Here is a 20064-nt window from a genome sequence, read left to right as displayed (position 1 = left end):
CATCGCGTACCCGCGGAGGGCTGACGGCGCAAGCCGTCGCGTACCCGCGGAGGGCTGACGGCTCCGGCCTCTGCGTACGCGCGAGGGGGCCACCCCGCAGAGCGCAGAACGGGGTGGCCCCTGTCCGCGTGCTGTGGTCAGGAACCGCTGCGGGAGAGCGCGGCCGCGAAGCCGTTCTGCCAGAGGTAGTTCACCTGGTTGCGCTCATTGGCGTCCGGATACGGGTTGGTGCAGGACGGGCCGGGGCCGCCGCCCGACATCAGCTCGCTGCACGGACCCGAGTAGTCGTCCGGCAGGCCGAGCACGTGCCCGGTCTCGTGGGTCGTGACGCGGGTCGAGTCGTACTGCTGGTTCTGCGCGTAGTCGAGGAAGATGTAGCCGTTGCCGTGTCCGTCGGTGCTGGCGTACGAGCCGGCCGGGTCGTCGCCCTCGTAGTAGGTGAAGTCGGCGTTGGACCCCTCCTGCAGCTGGACGTTGGAGACCGAGCTGTTCCAGATCTGCGCGCTGTTGGCTATCTGGGTGCGGAAGCTCGGGGCGTTGGCGGTGCTGTAGACGATGGTGACCGACTGGACGCCCGGGTGGGCGGCCCGCTTCTCGGCCACCGACTTCGCGACCGCCTCGAAGAACGCCTTGTTGGCGGCGGCGCTCTCGTGCGATCCGGAGTGGGAGGTGTACGCGACGTGGGGGGCCGTCGCGGAAGAGGCAGGTACGGGAGCGGCAGAGGCGAGCGCGGGTGCGGTTCCCAGCGCGGCGGCGAGGCCGAAGCCGACCACGGCCGACATGACGGTCCTGGGGTGTCTCATGGGGGGTCTCCTACCAGTTACCTGTCCGAGGAACCCGTCCGATGATCGGACTCGGACGGGGGCGGTACGGAGAGAGTGTGGGCGAATCCGAGCCCCGGCGGATGATGCCAACCGGCGATAGCGCCGCCCTATCACCCGGCCGTGGCCCCAGGGCGAGGACGCGATGAATCGAGCGGGCACAAACGGTGTCCGGCGTTCCACCTACCGCTGAATTACAGGAGTTTGATGGGATTGGGACGTCTGGTGCGGCATGGCGCCGCCGCCCTACTCTCGGCGTTATGGAGCTTGAGGTGAGGCACCTCAGGGCGCTGTGCGCCATCGCCGACACCGGCAGCCTGCACCGGGCGGCCCGCAGGCTGGGCGTGAGCCAGCCCTCGCTCACCACCCAGCTGCGCCGGATCGAGAACTCCCTCGGCGCCGAACTGTTCAGCCGCGAACGCACCGGCTGCCGGCCGACCTTGCTCGGCCATGCCGTCCTGAGCCGGGCCCGTCCGCTCGTGGACGGCATGCGGGCGCTGGTCACCGACGCCAAGGCGGAGGCGGACGCGGCCCGGTCCGGCGGCCCCCGGCTGCGGATCGGCTGCACCGCCAGCCGGGTCATCGGCGGCTGGCTGCGCAGGCTGCGCATCCGGCTGCCGGGCACGGACATCACGCTGCGGGTCGACGTGTCCGCCCACGCGCTGCTGCGCGCGGTCGAGGCGAGCCGGCTCGACGTCGCCTTCGTGCACGAGGTGGAGGGGTGCCCGCTGTACGTGCCGGACGGCCTGGTGCAGCGGGTGCTCCTGGACCGCGAACCGCAGTTCATCTCGATGGCCCGCGACCACCCGGCCGCCGCCCTGCCCGTCGTCGACCTGACCGATCTGGCGGCCGACCGGTGGATGGTCGACCCCACGGTGGACGGCGAATGGGACGGCCTGCGCCGGGTGTTCGGCGCGGCCGGTGTCGCGCCGACCGTGCTGCACGGCGACTACCTCACCGCCGCCTCCCTCGTCGTCCTCGGCGAGGCGGTCGCGCCCTGCCAGCCGACCTCCGGCCCGCGCGACGACATGGCCATCCGCCCGCTGCGCGACGATCCGCTCGCGGTCCGGCTGCTGCTGGTCTCCCGGCCGGGCGCCGACACGGCGGCGGTGTACGCGGAGCTGGAGGCCGCCTACCGGGAGGCGGCCCGGCAGGTCGACGGCTACCACCAGTGGCTCCTGCGCAACCGGAGCCCGCTCGCCCACTCCTCCTGAGCGCGTACCGGAACGGGCCGGGCGTGCACGGAACGGGCCGGGCCGGGCGTGGACCGGAACGTGTCCGATTCAGCCCAGAGCGAGGCCGGTCCGGGGCGCGGGGATGTGGAGCCGGGGCATGAGGCTTCTGATGCTGGGTGGTACCGAATTCGTCGGCCGGGCGGTCACCGAGGACGCGCTCGCACGCGGCTGGGAGGTCACCGTCTTCCGCCGGGGCCACCACGAGCCGCCGCCGGCACGGCCGAACTGCTCGGTGACCGCACCGCGGCGGACGGCCTGGCGGCCCTTGAACCCGTCGCCGGGCCGGCGGACGGCTCGTACACCTGGGACCTGGTCGTCGACACCTGGAGCGGTGCCCCCTCGGCCGTACGGTACGCGGCCCGGCTGCTCGCGGACCGGGCCCGGCGGTACGCGTACGTCTCCAGCCGGTCCGTCTGCGCCTACCCGGCCCCGGCGGGTCTGCCGGAGGACGTTCCGGTGGTGGACGGTGCCTCACCGGACGCCGATGGCGACGTCTCGTACGCCCTGGCCAAACGCGGTGGCGAACTTGCCGCGCTGGACGCCTTCGGTGACCGGGCGCCGCTCGTCCGCGCGGGGCTGATCATCGGACCCTGGGAGAACATCGGCAGGCTGCCGCGGTGGCTCACGCGGATCGCCAGGGGAGGGCCCGTACTGGCCCCGGGGACACCCGGTCTGCCCCTCCAGTGCATCGACGCCCGCGACCTCGCCGGGTGGCTGCTGGACGCCGCCGGGAACGGACCGCACGGACCGTACAACCTGGTCAGCCGCCCGGTGCACACCACGATGGGGGAGCTGCTCGACGCCTGTGTGCGGGTCACCGGTTCCGATGCGGAGCTGCGCTGGACCGACACGGAGACGATCCTCGCGGCGGGCGTCGAGCCCTGGTCGGGCCTGCCGGTCTGGCTGCCGCCGGGGGAGCTGTACGACAGCCTGCACCAGGGCGATGTCAGCCGGGCGTACGCCACCGGGCTGCGTTGCCGGCCGGTCGGGGAGACGGTCGAGGACACCTGGAGGTGGCTGTGTGAACTGGGCGGCAGCGCGCCACAGCGCCCCGACCGGCCCTCGGTCGGGCTCGATCCGCAGACAGAGGCGAAGCTGCTGACGGACTGACGGGACGCCATGGTCCGGGCACCCCGCCGTCCGGGCACCCGCCGGGCCGCCCCGCGCCGCCGTCCGGGGCGGACCGGGCCGAGCGGTCGGCGGAAGCGGGTGCCCGACCGGCGTGGCACAGCTGATAAGCACTCAATAAAGCTGCATATTGCGCTGTATGGGAACAAAAGATCACAGAAGCGGTAAAACTCACCGCGTGGCGGTGACGGTGGCGGCAGCGGCGGCCATGGTGGGGGCCATCGCGCCCACCGCCGCCGCTGACCCGCTGCCCGGCGGACTCGGACCGTGTCTGGGGGAAGACTGCCCCACCGACTGGAACGACCCGAACAACGGGCCCGTGGTCAACCACGACAGCAACATCAACATCTACGTGGGCGGCGACTACCTGGTCAGGGAGGCGGCGGCCGAAGCCGAGGGGAAGATCGTCACCCTCGGCCGGTTCGACATGAGCAAGCGGGCGGGCGTCTCGCAGATCTACAACGTCGGCGTCGCGGGCGTCGGCTCACGGGTGCCGCCGCCCAACGGCAGCGACTACCTGACGGTCGGCGGCGACCTCACGATCGCGAGCGGTCAGCGGCTGCTCGCGGAGGAGATGGCGAACACCGGACGCGTCCGGTACGCCCAGACGCTGAGCGGCACCGTCGAACCGAACACGGCGCCGATCAGCGACCCGGACGCGATCGTCCCCTACGCGGACCTGCGTGGGCAGCTCACCGAGGCCAGCCACTGCTACGCGTACGACGACAACGCCGACCACCGCCGCCCGGTGACCGGAACCACCGTGAACAACGGTTCCGAGACCGTGTTCACGGGCGACGGCACCTCGCCGCTCCAGGTCTTCGCGCTGGACGCCGATATCGCCTCCGGCACGGGAGGCGACCAGGGCATCGTCTTCAGCGGTGTCCCGGACGGCGCCACCGTGCTGGTCAACGTGTACGGAACCACCCGCGACATCAGTACGTACATGGGGTCGCTGCCGCAGTCCGGCCTCCGCGAGAACCTGCTGTGGAACTTTGCCGACGCCACGGAGATCGGGCTGGGGGGAAGCGGCCAGTTCCAGGGCAGCGTGCTGATCGGCCAGCAGTCGAGCCAGACGGAGTTGAGCGTCAGCGGCACCAACGGCCGTTTCTACAGCGCGGGTTCGCTCACGCACACCTCGGCGGGCGAGTCGGGCGGCCAGGAGCTGCACGCCTATCCGTTCGACGGTGATCTGCCGGACTGCGACGCGGAGCCGTCGCCCACGCCGACCCCCACGGACTCTCCCACCCCGACCCCGACCCCCACGGACTCTCCCACCCCCACCCCCACGGACACCCCCGGCCCCACCCCGACGGACACGCCGGGGCCGTCGCCGTCGGAGTCGACCCCCGGCCCCAGGCCCACCCCCACCCACTCCTGGCCGCACCGGCCCCACCCGGGAGGGGAACTCCCGCACACGGGTTCGCGCGGCGGTGAATGGGTGATCGGTGGCATCGCGGCCGCACTGCTGGTCGCGGGATCGGCGGCCACGCTGATGGCCCGCAGGACGCGCCGACGCGGCTGAGACCCCACTGGTCTGGCCTAGTTTTGGTCCATGGCCGAACTTCTGCACCTCACCGAAGGCCCGCTGTGGGAGGCGGCCCGCGGGATCGGGACGTACGAGATGTCCACCCGCGGCCGCACCCTGCACGAAGAGGGCTTCATCCACTGCTCGCTCCGCCATCAGCTCCCCGCTGTGGCCGAGACGCTGTACGGCGCCGGGAGCCGCGCCGGAGCCGTTGACCAGGACCTGGTGGTCCTGGTCATCGACACCGAGCGGCTCCCCGCGCCCGTGCGGTACGAGTCGGTCACACCCGGCGGCGAGGAATTCCCGCACATCTACGGACCGGTTCCGGTCGACGCGGTCGTGGAGGTGCGTCCCTGGCAGCTCAAGAAAGGCGATCCGGCATGACCCCATCGGACGACGACAGGAACGGCCCCGACGACCTCACGAGCGGCCCCCTCACCGCGGTCACCGGCGCGAGCGGTGCGCTTGGCGGCCGGGTCGCGAAGCGGCTGGTCCGGGCGGGTGTCCCCGTCCGGCTGCTGGGCCGCGACCCGTCCCGGCTGCCCGAACTGCCCGGCGCCGACACCGCGCCGGCCGCACCCTACGGCGACGGGGAGGCGATGCGCCGCGCACTGGCAGGGGCGCATACCCTGTTCCTCGTATCGGCGCACGAGAGCCCGGACCGGGTGCGCGAACACATCAGCGCCGTGGACGCGGCGACGGCCGCAGGCGTCGAACGGATCGTGTACGTGTCGTTCCTCGGCGCGGCGTCCGACGCGACGTTCACCTTCGCCCGGGACCACTGGGAGACCGAGGCGCACATCCGGGTCTCCGGCGTCCGCCACACCTTCCTGCGCGACAGCTGGTACCTCGCGGGCCTCCCGGCGATGACCGGTGCCGACGGAGTGCTGCGCGGTCCGGCCGGTGACGGCCGGGTGGCCGCGGTGGCCCACGAGGACATCGCCGACGCCGCGACCGCGGTACTGCTGCCCGGTGGCGGCCCCACCGGGGACACCGCGCACGACGGGGCGACGTACGAGCTGACCGGCCCCCGGGCGTTCACCCTCGCGGAAGCGGCCGAGGAGCTGAGCCGGGCCGCCGGACGGACCATCACCTATGTGCCGGAGACGCGGGAGGAGGCCTACGCCTCACGCTCCGGGTACGGCGCGCCGGACTGGGAGGTGGCGGGCTGGGTGACGTCGTACGAGGCCATCGCGGCCGGCGAGATGGCCTCGGTCTCGGACGCCGTGCAGCGGCTCACCGGCCGCCCCGCCAAGGACCTGGCCACCTACCTCAGGGAGCACCCGGACAGCTACCAGCACCTCCTGCTTCCGGGCTGAGGGCGTCGTGCGCACGGGATCCCCGTGGGGCCCCTGGGACCCACTGTCCCTCTCCGGAACCGTCGGCCTGCTCGCCCCGCTGCGCGGCCCGTGGTGGATCGCGGGCGGGTACGCGGTCGAGCTGGCCGTCGGCCGCGCCTACCGCGAGCACGGTGACATCGACGTGCTCCTGCTGCGCGGGAACCAGCTCGCCATCCAGCGGGCACTGCCGGGCTGGGAGTGGTGGGCCGCCGATCCGCCCGGCACGCTGCGGCCCTGGAACCCCGGCGAGATCCTGCCGGCGGACGTCCACGACATCTGGTGCCGGCCGGGGCCGGACGAGCCGTGGCGCGTCCAGTTCATGCTCGACGACGTGGCGGGCGACGACTGGGTCTTCCGGCGCGACCCCAGGATCAGGCTGCCGCTGGACCGGCTGGGCGCGGTCTCCGGGGACGGCGTCCCGTACGTCGTGCCGGAGGTCCAGCTGCTGTACAAGTCCCGGTCCCGGCGACCCAAGGACGAGCAGGACTTCGCGGCCGCGCTGCCCGTTCTCAGCGACGGCCGACGCGCCTGGCTGACCGAGACGATCACCCTGGCCGAAGGCGCGGACCATCCCTGGGCGGCCCGGCTGAGGCCGGCTCAGCTCACGTACGCACCTGCCCTCGCGGCCGCCGCGGCGGCGTCGGCGGCCCGGTCGGCGGCCGCCGCGTCGAGCGGGTCGCCGCTGGCCAGCAGTCGGTAGTAGAGCGGCGCGGAGACGGCACGGATCACCTCGTCCGGATCGGTGCCCGCGGGAAGCTCCCCGCGCTCGACGGCCTCGGTGACGCAGCCGGACCACTCCTTGATGCGGACGGCGTAGAAGCGGTGCAGCGCCGCCGCCGTGCGCTCGTCGCAGGTCGCCGCCGCGATCACGGAGCGGAACAGGGCGCCCTGGCGGGCGTCGGTGAGAGTCCTGAGCACGAGCCGGGCGTTGGCCCTGAGGTCCTCGTCCAGTGAGCCGGTCGCCGTGCGCGGGGAGGACTGCTCGGCCATGTCGTCGAGCAGGTCCGCGATCAGCCCGGTGGGGCTCGACCAGCGGCGGTAGACGGTCGTCTTGCCGACCTCCGCGCGGCGCGCGACCTCGGCGAGATCGAGGCGGTCGAAGCCGTGCTCCGCCAGCGCGTCACCCGCCGCGCGCAGGACGGCCTCCCGGACCCGGGCGGTGCGCCCGCCGGGCCGGACCGTACCGGGTTCCACACCCTCAGACGTCATAACAGGCCTCCAGTTCCATTAATGCCCTCTCCTCAGTTATGGTCGCCTCAACTTAACGGAACCGCGGAACCGTTAACACTTCCATCCGAGGAAGGCCGACCATGTCCGCACCCAGCCAGACCCCATCCCGCGCACCCCTTGGCGCTACGCCGAAGATGGACGCCGCTCCGCTGTCGCCGCCCTGGATGACCGGCCGACGGAAGCTCGTACTCGCTCTCCTCCTCGGCGCCCAGTTCATGATCGCGGTGGACTTCTCGATCCTGAACGTCGCACTGCCCGTCGTCGGCGAGGGCCTCGGCTTCGCCCTCGCGGGCCTCCAGCGGATCGCCACCGCGTTCGCCCTGGCGGCCGCCGGGTTCACGCGCCTGTTCGGCCGGGTGGCCGATCTCGTCGGCCGTAAGCGCCTGTTCGTCGGCGGCATGATCGTCCTCGGCCTCTCCTCCGCGCTGGGCGGGCCGGCGACCTCCCCGGAGGTGCTGCTCACCGATCTGCTCTCCTGGCGCTGGGCGTTCTTCGTCAACGTGCCCGTCGCCGCGCTCGTCGTCGCCCTGGCCCCGTTCGTCATCACCGACTCACGCCCGGCCGAACGGCCCCGCCTCGACGTGCCCGGAGCCGCGACCGTCACCGGCGGCCTGCTGCTCCTGGTCTACGGACTCACCCAGGCGGGCGCGACCGGCTGGACCACGCCCACCACCCTGGCCGCGCTCCTCGCAGGCATCGCGCTGCTCATCGGCTTCTGGTTCGTCGAGAAGCGGGCCGCAGCCCCGCTCGGCCCTGTCCGCATCCTCAAGCGCCGCAGCGTCATCCGGGGCAACGCCACCGGCCTGATCGCCTTCGTCACCGAGACGTCGCTGGTCTTCCTGCTGACGCTCTACCTCCAGGAGGTCCTCGGCTATTCACTCCTCGCGACGGGGCTCGCCTTCGGTGTCCTCGGCATCGGCACCGTCATCGGCGGCACCCTGGGCGGCCGGGCCGTCGGCCGGTTCGGCAACCGCACCACCATCGTCACCGGTGGCGTCGTCCAGGCGGCGGCCACCCTCTCCCTGGTCGCGCTCGGCACCTCAGGGACGTGGATCTGGCTGCTCCCGGCGGCCACGTTCATCGGAGGCGTCGGCAACAGGCTGATGATCGTCGGCTTCATGGTCACCGCCACCTCCGGACTCCCGGACGAGGAACAGGGCCTGGCCACCGGCCTCGCCACGATGACCCAGCAGGTCGGCATCACTCTGGGCATCCCGGTCATGAGCGCCGTCGCCACCGCCCGGATGGCCGCCCTGGGGGACACGTGCCCCGACGGGGTGCTCTCCGGCGTCGCGGTCGCGATCCTCGTCAACTCCGCGCTGGTGCCGGCCGGGGCCCTGCTCGCCGGCGCCTTCCTCGGCGGCCGACGAGCGGAGTGGGTGGCGGTCACACCGTCCTGATCACGCCGCTCCCCACACCCTCACGGTCACACTGTCTTGATCGAGCCTCCGTCGATGATGTGGTCCGCGCCGGTGGTGCTGCCGGCGCGGGGGGAGGCGAGGCAGGCGACGAGTGCGGCGACCTCGTCCGGGTCCACGAGCCTGCCGGTGACCATGCCCAAGGCAGCCGGCAGACCGGCCAGGAGCTGCTCGTGCTCCACGCCCATGGACCTGGACAGCTCGGCCCCGTACCCGTCGGGACTCTCCCACATGGCGGTGCGGACGGGGCCGGGCGAAACGGTGTTGACGCGCACCCCCAAGGGGCCGAACTCCTCGGCCAGCGCCTTGCCCAGCGCGGTCAGCGCCGCCTTCGCGGTGGTGTACGGGACGGGGCCGGCGTGCGGGGTCCTGGCCCCGTTCGAGGAGATGTTGACGACGGAACCGCGACTCTCCGTCAGGTGGGGCAGGGCCGCCCGTGTGGTGCGGACGGCGGTCATGAAGTTCAGGTTGAACGTGTCGAGCCACTGCTGGTCCGTGAAGCCGAGGAACCCGCCCGTCGCATCCGTGCCCGAGTCGCCGCCGCCGACGTTGTTCACCAGGAGATCGAGCCCGCCGAGCTCGGCCGCGGCCAGGGCGATGAGCCGGTCGGGGGCGTCGGATGCGGCGAGATCCATGGCGACGCAGATCGCACCGGTCTCCTTGAGCTCCGGTGTGATGGTCCGCGCCGCGCCGACCACCCGCATGCCCTCGCCCACCAGCGCGGAGACGGTGGCCAGGCCGATTCCCCGGCTTGCGCCGGTCACGACGGCGGTCTTGTCGGTCAGTTGCAGGTCCATGAGGCACCCCTCTGCCTAGATGGGTCGCGAGTGATGCAACAACCCTAGAACCTGCAACATGAATGTCGCAACTTAAGAACGACCGGCGACTGTCCCGTAGCCTGTTCGAACACACACTGGGATGTGAGGAGCCTTCGTGGACCGGAAGAGTCAGCAGCGACCGCTGCGCGCGGATACGGAGCGGACGGTCAGGGCGATCCTGGAAGCCGCAGAGCGGGTCCTCGGCGCGAACCCGGCCGCCACGATGGAGCAGATCGCCGAGGCGGCGGGCGTCGCCCGCACCACCGTGCACCGCCGCTTCAGCAGCCGCGAGGCCCTGGTGGCCGCCCTGCGGGAGTGGGCCGCCCGTCAATTCCACGATGCCGTGACGAGCGCCCACGCCGACAGCGCCCCGCCCCTGGTCGCCCTCTACCAGGTGACCGCCAACGTCCTGCGCGTCAAGACCGGCTGGGGCTTCGCGATGGGCGCCACCACCCCGGAGGACCCCGAGGTGGCCCGCGTACACGCCGAAGTGCTCGACCAGTGCGAGCGGTTGTTCCGCCGCGCCCTGGAAGCCGGCGTCCTGCGCCCCGGCACGGACCTGGCCTGGGCACGCCGCGTCTACTACGCCCTGATCCACGAGGCCGCCCAGACCCGCGCCACGGAAACCAGGAACGTGGACGAACTGGCCGCGCTCGTGGTCGACACCTTGCTGCACGGCGTGGGCCAGGGCGGGCTGCTCAGCTCCTGAGGGGGGCGTGGCGGCGCCGCTCATCGACCGAAGGGGTCAGCCCAGGCGCCCCTCGGGAAACCTGTACTTCATGAGGAGGTTCTCGCCCGCGCTCGGCACCTGCCGGAACCCGGCCTTCTCCCAGGCACGCACCGCCCGCAGATTCCCTCTCGCGGGATCGACGGTCACGCGCCGCCACCCAAGATCCCCGCCCAGGTGCGCAAGGAGCACCCGAGCCGCATCCGGCCCCAGCCCCCTCCCTCTCGCCTCCGGCCCCAACACCATGTCGATGCCGCCCTCAGCCACTCCGGCCCGCCAGTACTGCGCGTAGCCCACCGGCGCGCTCTCGGCCGGCACAAGGAACGACTCCACCCGCGGCCGCCGCCTCCCCACGTACTTCTCAGCCACCTCGGCCCGCGTAATCGGTACGCCGCCCCAGTGCTCGACGAAGTCCGGCGAAGCGAACCACCGGGCCAGCAGGTCCAGATCACCCTCGGTCGTCGGGACAAGCCGGGCCAGCACCCCGTCGAGAACTACTCGATCGGCCATCAGCCACTCTCCAGTCCGGCTTGGAAGGGCACGCAAGGCAGGCATGATGCCAAACGGGTCCGACACCGAGCGGATACTTCCCGGCGAACGGCTGCCCTGTCGCGGGCGGGCTTGCTTCAACCTGCCAGCGGTTCCAGGCAGTGCGGCAGGAGCCTGACGATGCTGTTCAACTCTTCCAGCGGGGTGCCCTTTCGGTTCGCGCCGGAGACGGGTGTGATGGCGCGACCGAACGGGCCGGTGGCTTCCCGGCGCGGCCGCACGTTCCAGTCCTCGTCAGGGGCTAAGCCCGTCCGTACCCCGGCCGGTGGCGGCCGGGATACAAGGCAGGTGCCCACCGAGTACGGCTGTGCGAGCTGCGAACCGCAGGAGGGGGATCAGATCTGCCGATCACGCATCCGTTGCGTGCGGGATTCCTGCAACCAGACCAGATTCGCGAGTACGTCTCCGATCTGGCCGCGCAGCCCCTGGATGTGCGCAGGGCAGCCATGTGTATCCGGGCCGTCGGTGCGCCCAACGGGCTTGACGAGGTCCGTGGTGCCGCAAGTGATGCAGGCTGGGGTCACGCAGCTACCCCTTGCTGCGGGCTCTTCGGAGTGGCGACGAGACGGCTGCGTGCGACCTCTTCGTAATCGGTATGCCCCATCCGTCCGGCGTGCTTCAGCGCCCAGTGATCCGGGTCGATGTGGGAGGGGCTCGGATCGGACGTCTCGGTGCAGCCGGGTTCGAGGCAGCGGATCACGATGACGGTCTGCGGCAACTCGCCGCGAAGAGCGCCGATCGTCCACTCCACGAACCGCATGACCGAACGGGGGCTCATCGGCGGGTCTCCCGCCAGGCGCGGCCGAGGAACTCCCGGTACGCGGCCTCCGTGTCCGCCGGACGGTGGCGGGGGCATTCGCAGTCGGGGAAGGCCGCCGTGCGATCTACCGTCGCAACAGGGATGACGGGCGCCTCAGGTCGCAGGACGTGGGTAAAGCCGTGACGGTCAACCTCGTATACCTTGATCGTCATCACGGGTGACCGCCCCGTCGCTGTTGGTGAGGAATGTGGTCCACGATGACTTCCCTTCCACTACGCTGAATTGCCCGGTCAGGGCTGTGACTTCGACAGTAGGGAGCAGCGGACGCTGCTTGAACTGACCACAGGTACGGGTGCCCGGCCGGGGCTGCCGGGCGAGGGGGAAGCCATGGACATCAACCCGGCGGCCACCCTGACCGGCGGTCAGGGAACAGCCGCCCGCAGCCGCAGCGGCATCATCTCCGGGTACGTTTTCCGCGTGATCCGCGAGCAGCTCGGACATACCCAGGACACTCTCGCGGAGAAGTTGCACGTCTCATCCGACACCATCGCCGGATGGGAGTCGGGTCGCCGGCCACTGACCGCGGTGCCCGTCGGGCAGATGCTCATGCACCGTCATCAACTCCTGCAGCTGGGCAGCGCGCCCTCTCTTCTCGCGGTGCTGGAACGAGCCACGGAGGCGGACGTCCTGCTGTCCGGCGCGCTCGACGAGGACGCAGAGACACTCGACAGCCAGATCGGTGCGTGGGTCCTGCGGCGCGACCTCATCGAGGTTCTCTCCTGGCCGCTCAACGGCGTCGCGCCCGCACCGCTCCGGTCCCTTCCTGACCCGCCCCGCCCTCGACGCGGCCCCGTACCGACGGGGCCGGAGCTGTCGACCGACGACCGGAAGAGGTTCTTTTCCCGCATGCGCCGCACCGCCGAGCAAGCGCGCGGCGCAGAGTGCTTCCTCCTCCGCCGCCAGGCCCTCTACCTCGCCGGTTACGACGACGCCGCGGATACCTCCGAATGGCTGGCACTGCAACAACGCACCGAGCGCCCTGGCGACTGGCTGACGGGGTGGCTCAACTCCCGTTCGGTCGCCGCTGTGTCGGCCAGGCAAGGCGACCAGGAACGGATGGGCCACTTCATCACGGCAACCCTCGCGGACAACGACGCGGGCGAGGCGGCCAACCTGAACTACTGGGCCTACTGGACCGGCGAGGCCGGCGGTCTCCAGCTGTCCGACGACTTCATCGCTACCCCGAACCCAGGCCCCTGGCCAGGGGACAAGCTGATGTGCCACCTCGTCCGTGGCCTCACTCCACATCATGGGTTCTTCGACCTCAACGTCCACACTCTGTGGACTCTGCTTGCGGCCCGCCCGAACCTGTTGCGTCCCGGAACTCATGCCGGACTGGACCTGCGCGCTGCCCTCCCCGTGATGTTGGATAGCCGGGAGCTGTCGGCGCGCACGCGCCGGGAACTCGAAGGCATCCGGTACGCGATCCGCCTCGCCGAGGCGTGAGAGGAGACGGGCGTGGCTGACGACCTGTCCGCAGTGGCGCGCTTCCTGTACGAAGCGGGCACGCTCAAGCACACGCGTCGAAGCGGCTGGTGGATGGCAGGCGTCAAGGATCCGGAGAGCGTCGCCGAACACTCATGGCGCACCTCGCTGATCGCCTCCCTGATCGCGAAGCTGGAGGGAGCCGACCCGGCGCAAGCCGCCTATCTCGCCGTATGGCATGACACGCAGGAAACCCGCACCGGGGACGTGAACCATGTCGGGAAGAAGTACGCCCCCGCCGGTGACCCACAGGCCGTGACCGCCGAGCAGACGGCCGGCATGCCCGAAGCCCTCGCGTCCGCTGTCCGCCTTGTCGTCGCCGAGTACGAGGCCAAGGAGTCTCCCGAGGCCATCTGCGCCCGGGACGCGGACAAGCTGGAATGCCTGCTCCAGGGCATCGAGTACAAAGCCCAGGGCTACGAGAACGCGCAACGCTGGATCGACAACAGCCGTGGCCGTCTGGTCACTGAGACGGGGCAGCGCCTTGCGGACGAGCTCCTCGGGCAGGGCTCGCTGGACTGGCTCCGCGAGGCCCTCGGCGAAACGGAACACTGACCCAGAACGCGAAGAAGCGCCCCTCCGCCGCAGCCGGGGCATCGGGAGGCAGTGCGGTCATCAGGGGGCGATCCTCGCTGGCCGAGGATGAGTAGCGGAGCACCTCTATTGCCAGCCGTCGAGGGAGACTTCCGGGCCGCCCGCGAGGTACCGGTGGAGGGCGCTTGACGTGGTGTTCACGAAGTTCTCGGGGGTGGCGTCGATATCGACCCAGCGGACGTGGGAGTGCTTGCGGGGTTCGCGGTTCTCGGGTTCGCCGGTCCATTCGTGTGCGGCGAAGACAACCGTGAGGAAGCCATTGGGGGACTCAACGCCCCAGGCTCCATGAATGATGTGCGCGACCTTGAGGGACTCGGGCTTCACCGTGAGGCCGGTCTCCTCGTAGAGCTCGCGGACTGCCGTCTCAGTGATCGGCTCGCCCGGCTCGCTCTTGCCGACGGGGAGGTCCCACAGCCCCTGGGCGAATTTGGCGTTCTCGCTGCGCTGGAGGAGTACGACGCGGTTGGTGACCTTGTCGTGGACGATGACGGCCGCGACCAGCAGCGTCATCGAGTCGAGTGCCGGTGTGAGGGCTGGGAGGCGGTTGTTGGTCTGCTGAGCCACGGGTTCCCCTTCTTAGGGCAGTTTGTTGTTGGGCATGTCAGGCGAGGGCTTCGCGGGCGCGGCGGGCCAGATCGGGGGCCCGGGGGACCGCGGCGGCGCCGGTAGATCGCGAGCGTCGAGTGGATCGAGATCACCTCGCGGAGCGGTCTGAGGCCACGCCTCCATGAAGACCAGGGCCTGGGCCCAGGCCACGACGGCTTCGTCCGCTCGGGCTTGGGCGGCGAGGCTGCCGTCGAGGTCGGCGAGGTCGGTCGGCGTGCGTGGGGTGTGACTGGCCATGGTTCCGGCGGCGGTACCGCTCACGCGGGAGGAACTGGACTGGGGACCGTTTTCGCGCAGGAGGGCGTCGGCGGCGGCGAGGAGAGCGCGGGCGACCAACTGGTTCCAGCCGACCGCTGCGTAGCGCGGGCATGCGTGATGACCCACGACCTGCGGCACTTCTACGCCTCCGCGCTCATCGCAGGCGGGGCGAGCGTCAGCACGTCCAGATGGTCCACGGCTACGCGGCTGCCGTCATCACGCTGCGGATCCACCCGCACCCACGCCCAAACGAAGAAGACCGCACCCGGCCCGTGACGGACGCCGTTGCGGGCGCCCGGCGGGCCGGGTGCGGTCGGGTAGCCGACGTGACCGGCGCAATCGCAGGTCAGGCGGTCTAACCGTAAATCAGGCCTTCTTGGTCTCCTAGTAATGGGCCGGGTCAGTGACCTGCAGAGATGTTTCCTCTGGGCCGCTGACCTGGCCTTTTACTGATGGCTAGCGATGGGGTGTAACGGTCTTGATCGAGTGTCTTGCGGACTATGTGCGGACTACTGCGGTGGCTCTCTGCCGTCGGGGCAGCAGTGGCCTACCTCCCGGAGTGGGGTGTGGTCCTGATGGAGTGGGCCTTCTTAGGAAGCTCCTCGCCACCACACATGCCAGCACCCGACCGCATGGTCCAGCGGTCGCCGTCTAGGCGCGCTGGTAGCCGAGAGGCCGTTGTCTCGTCTGGCAGGGCTGGCCTGGGCGCGGATCGGAACGAGGGCCGAAAGCTAACCGGCGATGATGCGTCGGCAGGTGTGGCCTTCTACTCGGATGACCGGGCGTCAAGAAGTCCATGATCTTGGAAGCAAGGCTTGTCATGTTCCGAGCCTCGCGCCTGACCTGGCGGACCACCAGAAGCCGAGCGTGCGCGACTACGCGGAAGCACCGGCCAACGCCCTAGTCGGCCGACCGCCTCTCGTGGCACGCCAGTCAGTTGGCCGGCATCGCGCTTGCCTGAACGCCGGACGGGTGTCGTACCCCCGTCGTAAACTCTGGGATGACCTGCGGAACCGGCAGCCCATTGTACTCACCGTCACTTTGTGTAGGTGCGCCGAGCTTTCGTCCCGTGGGAAGTCGAGGCATCCGACTTGGGGGTACATATGACACTGGTGAAGACGCTCGTGTGTCTGGCGAATTCCCGGAAACTTTCGGGTCGGTGCGTGGCAGGCATAGTTGACGACGGCTCAGGAGAGTGGATACGCCCGGTCAGTTCGCGACTGCACCGCGAAGTCTCTGATTCGGAAAGAATGTACAAAGATGGAACGGACCCGAAAGTCCTCGATGTCGTCTCGGTGCCACTTCTTCGGCACAAGCCAAACAGCTTTCAGAGTGAGAATTGGCTCCTTGACCCCGACTTCTACTGGATGAAGACTGGCAGGGTCGGCTGGCGCGGACTAATGAGCCTGGAACAGTGCCCCAGTACACTATGGGTCAATGGGTTCAGCACCTACCTCGGAAATAATGACCGCATCCCAACCGAAGAAGCAAATGCTCTGTCAGACTCACTCAATCTGATACACGTCACCGACTTGACATTACAGGTACATACCCCTGGGGCGATTTTCGGAGATACGGATCGGGCCTTGAGCGCACGCTTCTCTTATGCAGAACATGATCATATACTGCGGGTGACCGATCCCGAATATGAGCTGGAGTACCTGTCGAAACGGGAAGGATTCTACAAACTGGGGGAATCCTTCCTTACGGTGAGTCTCGGCGAACCTTTCCAAGGTCATGTGTACAAGTTAGTTGCAGCAATTATTGAACGAGCGAAGATTGAAACAGGCAGCAGGCGATGACACTTCGTACAGTATTCACTGTCGGCCACTCCACGCACAGCAGTTCAGGATTCTTGAGCCTGCTACAGAAGCATGGAATCACGGCGATCGCCGATGTGCGGTCGTTGCCCGCGAGTCGATTTACGCCCCAGTTCAACCGACACGCCGTGGAGCGCGCCCTGCAGGAGGTCGATATTAAGTATGTATTCCTAGGGAAGGAATTGGGCGCGCGCACTGAGGACCTCACGTGCTATGTCGACGGACGGGTTCGGTATGACCGTCTTGCCCGCACCTCGGACTTCGATAGCGGCATCAAGCGCCTGCGGCGCGGTTCGCAGAGCGAGAGAATCGCTGTCATGTGTACCGAACAGGAACCACTCGATTGCCATCGTTGCGTGCTCATTGCGCGGGTCCTTGAACGGGACGAAATCCGTGTCGAGCATATCCATGGTGATGGACACGTGGAGGATCACGAATCGGCAATGCGACGCTTGATGACTAATTTCGGTCTGGATCAGGAAGATCTATTTCGGACCCCGGTCGAGCGCCTCCAGGAGGCGCTCGACCGTCAGGAACAACGGATCGCGTACGTAAATGAGGATCTTCGCATTGGCGGGACGCCAGGAAGGTGAAACTTTACACTATTGGGTTCACGAAGAAGAGCGCCGAAAAGTTCTTCGGTCTACTGCGCGAAGCCGGAGTGACAGCGCTGGTTGATGTTCGACTCAACAACGTCTCACAACTGTCTGGATTCGCCAAGCGTGATGACCTCAGATACTTCCTGTCTGAGATCTGTAGTGTGCAATACACCCATCGCATCGAGCTAGCCCCGACCAAGGATATGCTCGACGCATACAAGAAGCGGGATATCGGCTGGGCAACCTACGAGGAAAGGTTCCTCGAATTGATGAAGACTCGTCAGGTCGAGAACTCGATCCGTCGGGAAGCGCTCGACAAGGCAGTCCTGCTATGTAGTGAGGACAATGCGCAGCATTGCCACCGCCGACTGGTCGCAGAACATCTCGCGCAGCAGTGGAATGGCGTCACGATCCAGCACTTGGCATGAGCGACAGCGCTGCGGTAAAGAGACAGGCCGTCAGCTCGAAGATGGACTTTATCCTCAGCCCGCTCGCTCGCGCAAAGACCAGCCCTATTCCGCTGATCTCGTCGGTTCCGCGTTAACCGTCCTAACCTTGTAATGGGGGACGTGATCTTGGGGTACAGGTCGGCCACGCCCGATCGAATAGTAAATACTGACTAATGCGTGGTCGGCGTTCGGCTACGCATTCGAGGGAGAATCAGGTATTGAGCAGCGAGCAGGAACAACTCGGAGAGCGTGTATTGGCACAGGCTGCCGCGATTTTCGCTGCTCGCTCAGATATCGGCTCGACGGAACTGCTCCGCGCAGTCGAAAGGCTCGAATTCGAGCAGACAGAGGACGGCTACACGACTGTTACTAACTGGAACGACTACTACTGGGCCGCCGTCTTCTACATCGACGCAGTCGACACTCCCAGCTTTGACGACGAGATCTTGGAGCACTTGCTGCCCACGATCGCCGAGGTGGCCGCCCAAAATCACCGGTCTGCCGTCAACCAGATCTTGGTCAGGCCAGCCCTCCGTGCCCCGGATGCGAACTGGCGGCAGGCGTTGGAGGGAGGTCAGGGGTCAACGCTCTTTCAGCCGCAAGACACACGCATAGACAGCGGCAAGCCGGCCCGCATCACCGAAGTCACTCGCATGCGGCTCTTCGACACCCTGCGACTTCAGAATACCAACTGGGCTGGCAGACTAGAGGAGGCAGAGTTCCTTAAGCGCATTTTCAATCTGAACGCTTTCGAAAGCTACGACTCGCGTTTTGAAACGGCCGAAGGTGACATTTATCAGCATCGCGTTAACAACGACGACTGGGAGCTTGACTGGGTATTCACTGACGAACGATTTGGATTGAGAGGTGGCCCGGACCCGGTTCTCCTGCGCTTCCTTTCCGAAATGCTCCACCCTGTGGTGCGGACTGACGAAGAAGAATTGCAGAAGCTGCTAGAATTCTTTAATTCCCTGTTGGCCCGCGATGGCTATGCCCTCACGCCTGTTGACTCGATCAGCGGTTACACGATTTATGGCGGGCAACGCATTCCAGTGCAGGTCCGACCGGTGGCCCCGGCTCAGACGGCACGCATCCGTTTCTCTGCATCTAAAGGCGCTACCCCAAACCCATATGATCTGGTCCGTTCTCAGGCCCGCGGAGAGCGGAGGGACTATCGTCTCGATCGCCTTCCCAAGGAGGAGGGCGGACAAGCGCAGATTTTCCGTGCCGTTCACAAGCCAACCGACGTCGAAGTCGCCTTCAAGCGCAGAACATCGCAACGAGATACCCCCGCCGCTCGGATGAGGCGAGAGATTGAAATTTCTCAGCTGCTTGGCCAGCACGCGCACTACATGCCCATCCTCGACTCCAACCCGGTAGATGGGTGGCTCGTCATGCCGATGGCGCAGGCTACCGCAGAGCAACAGCGCGACATCTTGAGCGACCCTATGCAGCTGCGAACTCTGATCGAGGCGCTGATGGATGTACTGGAGCTTGCTCATGCCCACGACTGGCTGCACCGTGACGTGAAACCCTCCAACATCCTGCTGCTGGATAACCAATGGACTCTTGCGGACTGGGGAATCGTCCGGCGGCCGCGAGGGCAGACCACACAGGAAGGGCGTACCCGCTTCGAGCTCGGAACGGAGGGCTTCGCAGCGCCTGAACTTTTCGTTGCTGCACACGAGGCCACGGCAGCAGCTGACATCTATGGCATCGGGCGGGTCATTGCCTGGGCGCTCACTGGCCAGTATCCGCAGATGAACATGCCGCTTTCCCCTCCTCCAGGCCCGTGGAGGAACATCACTCGAATTACTACACACGCAGATCCTCGGCAAAGGGTGCAGACCATCGCAAGCCTCCGAGACCTGATCAACCGTGAGCTTACTGAGCCAGCGGAGCCTCCGACTGACCAAGCAAAGCGCCTGTTGGAACGGACGCGCGCCGGCGATCCAGCGGCCGTCGGGTCCCTGCTCGAACTGATCGCAGACCACCCCGAAGACTATGAACTCTATGCCCGCGAGCTCGTATCTCTCTCCGCCGAACAGGCAGGCCCTTGGCTGTCTCGCGACCCAGGAGCCAGCGGACGCCTCTTCAAGGCTATGGCCGACCATGCTGATGGCCGAGGAACGCGACGGGTCCAGTTCGCTGAAGCGGGTCGAGTCGCTGAATGGCTTCAATCAATTGCGAATTTTGCCGCAGCCAAAGACGACTGGGATCTCCTTGAGGAAGCGGCCCGCACCATGTGCACCTGGGATGCCGCATGGGATCAGTGGAGTGCTCAAGACCGAATCGCGCCCTGGATGCGCTCACTTTCTGGCCAGGCCGCGCAGCTTATGGCGGCGGTTTTGCGAGATCACCCGCACTCTGCACGGCACTTTTCAGGCTTGGCGCAGGACGGAACCGTGGACCTTCGAATCCGCGCTGCCATCCAGGCGGCTGCGGTGACGTCATAGCCCCCATAGATGGAAGGGGTAAGGGGAGAAGCTGACAGTCCACTGCTTTCCGGGGATTGTGGGGCACTGTACGGTCACAGTTTCGCGGAACACAGCAGTTCGGATGGGTTCGCCGATCCTGTGTGATCGGGAGCACGAGATCAATATGAGGGAGTGGTGCCACGGCGTGCCTATCCCCGCAAG

19 protein-coding genes and 2 pseudogenes are annotated in these 20064 nt (G+C 68.0%); 14 read left to right on the top strand and 7 right to left on the bottom strand.

Annotation, left to right across the window (positions count from 1 at the left end; genetic code table 11):
- Positions 1-137 precede the first annotated feature (137 nt).
- A complete protein-coding gene (gene snpA, locus RLT59_RS11445; protein ID WP_311303306.1) occupies positions 138-803 on the bottom strand; it encodes a snapalysin in 666 nt (221 codons plus the stop codon).
- Between the two features lie 278 nt (positions 804-1081).
- Between snpA and RLT59_RS11440 the strand changes: the two genes are divergently transcribed.
- The 6 genes and pseudogenes from RLT59_RS11440 (at position 1082) to RLT59_RS11415 (ending at position 6752) form a co-directional block, all read left to right on the top strand.
- Entirely contained in the window at positions 1082-2035 is a 954-nt protein-coding gene (locus RLT59_RS11440) for a LysR family transcriptional regulator (RefSeq protein ID WP_311303305.1), read from the top strand.
- Positions 2036-2153: 118 nt separating this feature from the next.
- Positions 2154-3166 (top strand): annotated as a pseudogene (locus RLT59_RS11435) (NAD-dependent epimerase/dehydratase family protein).
- A 196-nt stretch (positions 3167-3362) separates the two neighbouring features.
- Positions 3363-4709 (top strand): choice-of-anchor A family protein, encoded by a 1347-nt coding sequence (locus RLT59_RS11430; protein ID WP_311303304.1) that lies wholly within the window; start codon positions 3363-3365, stop codon positions 4707-4709.
- 30 nt (positions 4710-4739) lie between these two features.
- On the top strand, positions 4740-5096 hold the full coding sequence (locus tag RLT59_RS11425; protein WP_311303303.1) for a DUF952 domain-containing protein: 357 nt from the start codon (positions 4740-4742) through the stop codon (positions 5094-5096).
- Complete coding sequence (locus RLT59_RS11420) at positions 5093-6031, top strand: SDR family oxidoreductase (protein ID WP_311303302.1); 939 nt, start codon at positions 5093-5095, stop codon at positions 6029-6031. Before RLT59_RS11425 ends, RLT59_RS11420 begins: the two co-directional genes overlap by 4 nt.
- Before the next feature lie 7 nt (positions 6032-6038).
- On the top strand, positions 6039-6752 hold the full coding sequence (locus RLT59_RS11415) for a nucleotidyltransferase domain-containing protein (protein ID WP_399125228.1): 714 nt from the start codon (positions 6039-6041) through the stop codon (positions 6750-6752).
- Here the strand turns inward: RLT59_RS11415 and RLT59_RS11410 are convergent.
- Positions 6650-7261 carry a TetR/AcrR family transcriptional regulator gene (locus tag RLT59_RS11410; protein WP_311303301.1) on the bottom strand — a complete coding sequence of 204 codons (612 nt, stop codon included), beginning with the start codon at positions 7259-7261 and terminating at the stop codon, positions 6650-6652. The genes RLT59_RS11415 and RLT59_RS11410 overlap by 103 nt on opposite strands.
- Before the next feature lie 101 nt (positions 7262-7362).
- On the opposite strand from RLT59_RS11410, the gene RLT59_RS11405 reads away from it, so the two are divergent.
- Positions 7363-8682, top strand: a complete 1320-nt coding sequence (locus RLT59_RS11405; RefSeq protein ID WP_311303300.1) for an MFS transporter — start codon at positions 7363-7365, stop codon at positions 8680-8682.
- Between the two features lie 26 nt (positions 8683-8708).
- Here the strand turns inward: RLT59_RS11405 and RLT59_RS11400 are convergent, their stop codons facing one another.
- A complete protein-coding gene (locus RLT59_RS11400; RefSeq protein WP_311303299.1) occupies positions 8709-9497 on the bottom strand; it encodes an SDR family oxidoreductase in 789 nt (262 codons plus the stop codon).
- Positions 9498-9633: 136 nt separating this feature from the next.
- Between RLT59_RS11400 and RLT59_RS11395 the strand changes: the two genes are divergently transcribed.
- A complete protein-coding gene (locus tag RLT59_RS11395) occupies positions 9634-10227 on the top strand; it encodes a TetR/AcrR family transcriptional regulator (protein WP_311303298.1) in 594 nt (197 codons plus the stop codon).
- 36 nt (positions 10228-10263) lie between these two features.
- Here the strand turns inward: RLT59_RS11395 and RLT59_RS11390 are convergent, their stop codons facing one another.
- Positions 10264-10755, bottom strand: coding sequence for a GNAT family N-acetyltransferase (locus RLT59_RS11390; RefSeq protein ID WP_311303297.1), 492 nt, complete (start codon positions 10753-10755; stop codon positions 10264-10266).
- 559 nt (positions 10756-11314) lie between these two features.
- The gene (locus RLT59_RS11385; RefSeq protein WP_311303296.1) at positions 11315-11572 is read right to left on the bottom strand and encodes a DUF7848 domain-containing protein; all 258 of its coding nucleotides are present in this window, start codon (positions 11570-11572) and stop codon (positions 11315-11317) included.
- Between the two features lie 369 nt (positions 11573-11941).
- Here RLT59_RS11385 and RLT59_RS11380 point away from each other — a divergent pair, with 369 nt between their 5' ends.
- The gene (locus RLT59_RS11380; RefSeq protein ID WP_311303295.1) at positions 11942-13060 is read left to right on the top strand and encodes a helix-turn-helix domain-containing protein; all 1119 of its coding nucleotides are present in this window, start codon (positions 11942-11944) and stop codon (positions 13058-13060) included.
- Positions 13061-13072: 12 nt separating this feature from the next.
- Positions 13073-13654: an HD domain-containing protein gene (locus RLT59_RS11375; RefSeq protein WP_311303294.1), complete on the top strand. Its 582-nt coding sequence runs from the start codon at positions 13073-13075 to the stop codon at positions 13652-13654.
- 105 nt (positions 13655-13759) lie between these two features.
- Here the strand turns inward: RLT59_RS11375 and RLT59_RS11370 are convergent, their stop codons facing one another.
- Together RLT59_RS11370 and RLT59_RS39340 are read right to left on the bottom strand one after the other, a co-directional pair.
- Entirely contained in the window at positions 13760-14257 is a 498-nt protein-coding gene (locus RLT59_RS11370) for an NUDIX domain-containing protein (RefSeq protein WP_311303293.1), read from the bottom strand.
- Positions 14258-14294: 37 nt separating this feature from the next.
- A pseudogene (locus RLT59_RS39340) lies at positions 14295-14676 on the bottom strand (hypothetical protein); the annotation flags it as partial.
- 984 nt (positions 14677-15660) lie between these two features.
- Between RLT59_RS39340 and RLT59_RS11360 the strand changes: the two are divergent.
- From RLT59_RS11360 to RLT59_RS11345, 4 genes are all read left to right on the top strand, one after another.
- The gene (locus tag RLT59_RS11360; RefSeq protein WP_399125223.1) at positions 15661-16359 is read left to right on the top strand and encodes a dual OB domain-containing protein; all 699 of its coding nucleotides are present in this window, start codon (positions 15661-15663) and stop codon (positions 16357-16359) included.
- A 53-nt stretch (positions 16360-16412) separates the two neighbouring features.
- A complete protein-coding gene (locus RLT59_RS11355) occupies positions 16413-16970 on the top strand; it encodes a DUF488 domain-containing protein (RefSeq protein ID WP_311303291.1) in 558 nt (185 codons plus the stop codon).
- Positions 16967-17404, top strand: a complete 438-nt coding sequence (locus RLT59_RS11350) for a DUF488 domain-containing protein (protein WP_311303290.1) — start codon at positions 16967-16969, stop codon at positions 17402-17404. Before RLT59_RS11355 ends, RLT59_RS11350 begins: the two co-directional genes overlap by 4 nt.
- 239 nt (positions 17405-17643) lie before the next feature.
- On the top strand, positions 17644-19881 hold the full coding sequence (locus RLT59_RS11345; protein WP_311303289.1) for an AbiJ-related protein: 2238 nt from the start codon (positions 17644-17646) through the stop codon (positions 19879-19881).
- Positions 19882-20064: the final 183 nt, after the last annotated feature.

The organism is Streptomyces sp. ITFR-6 (assembly GCF_031844725.1).
GTDB lineage: Bacteria > Actinomycetota > Actinomycetes > Streptomycetales > Streptomycetaceae > Streptomyces.
The sequence above is the reverse complement of the archived record's forward strand: the minus strand, read 5'-3'. Positions and strand labels throughout refer to the sequence as shown.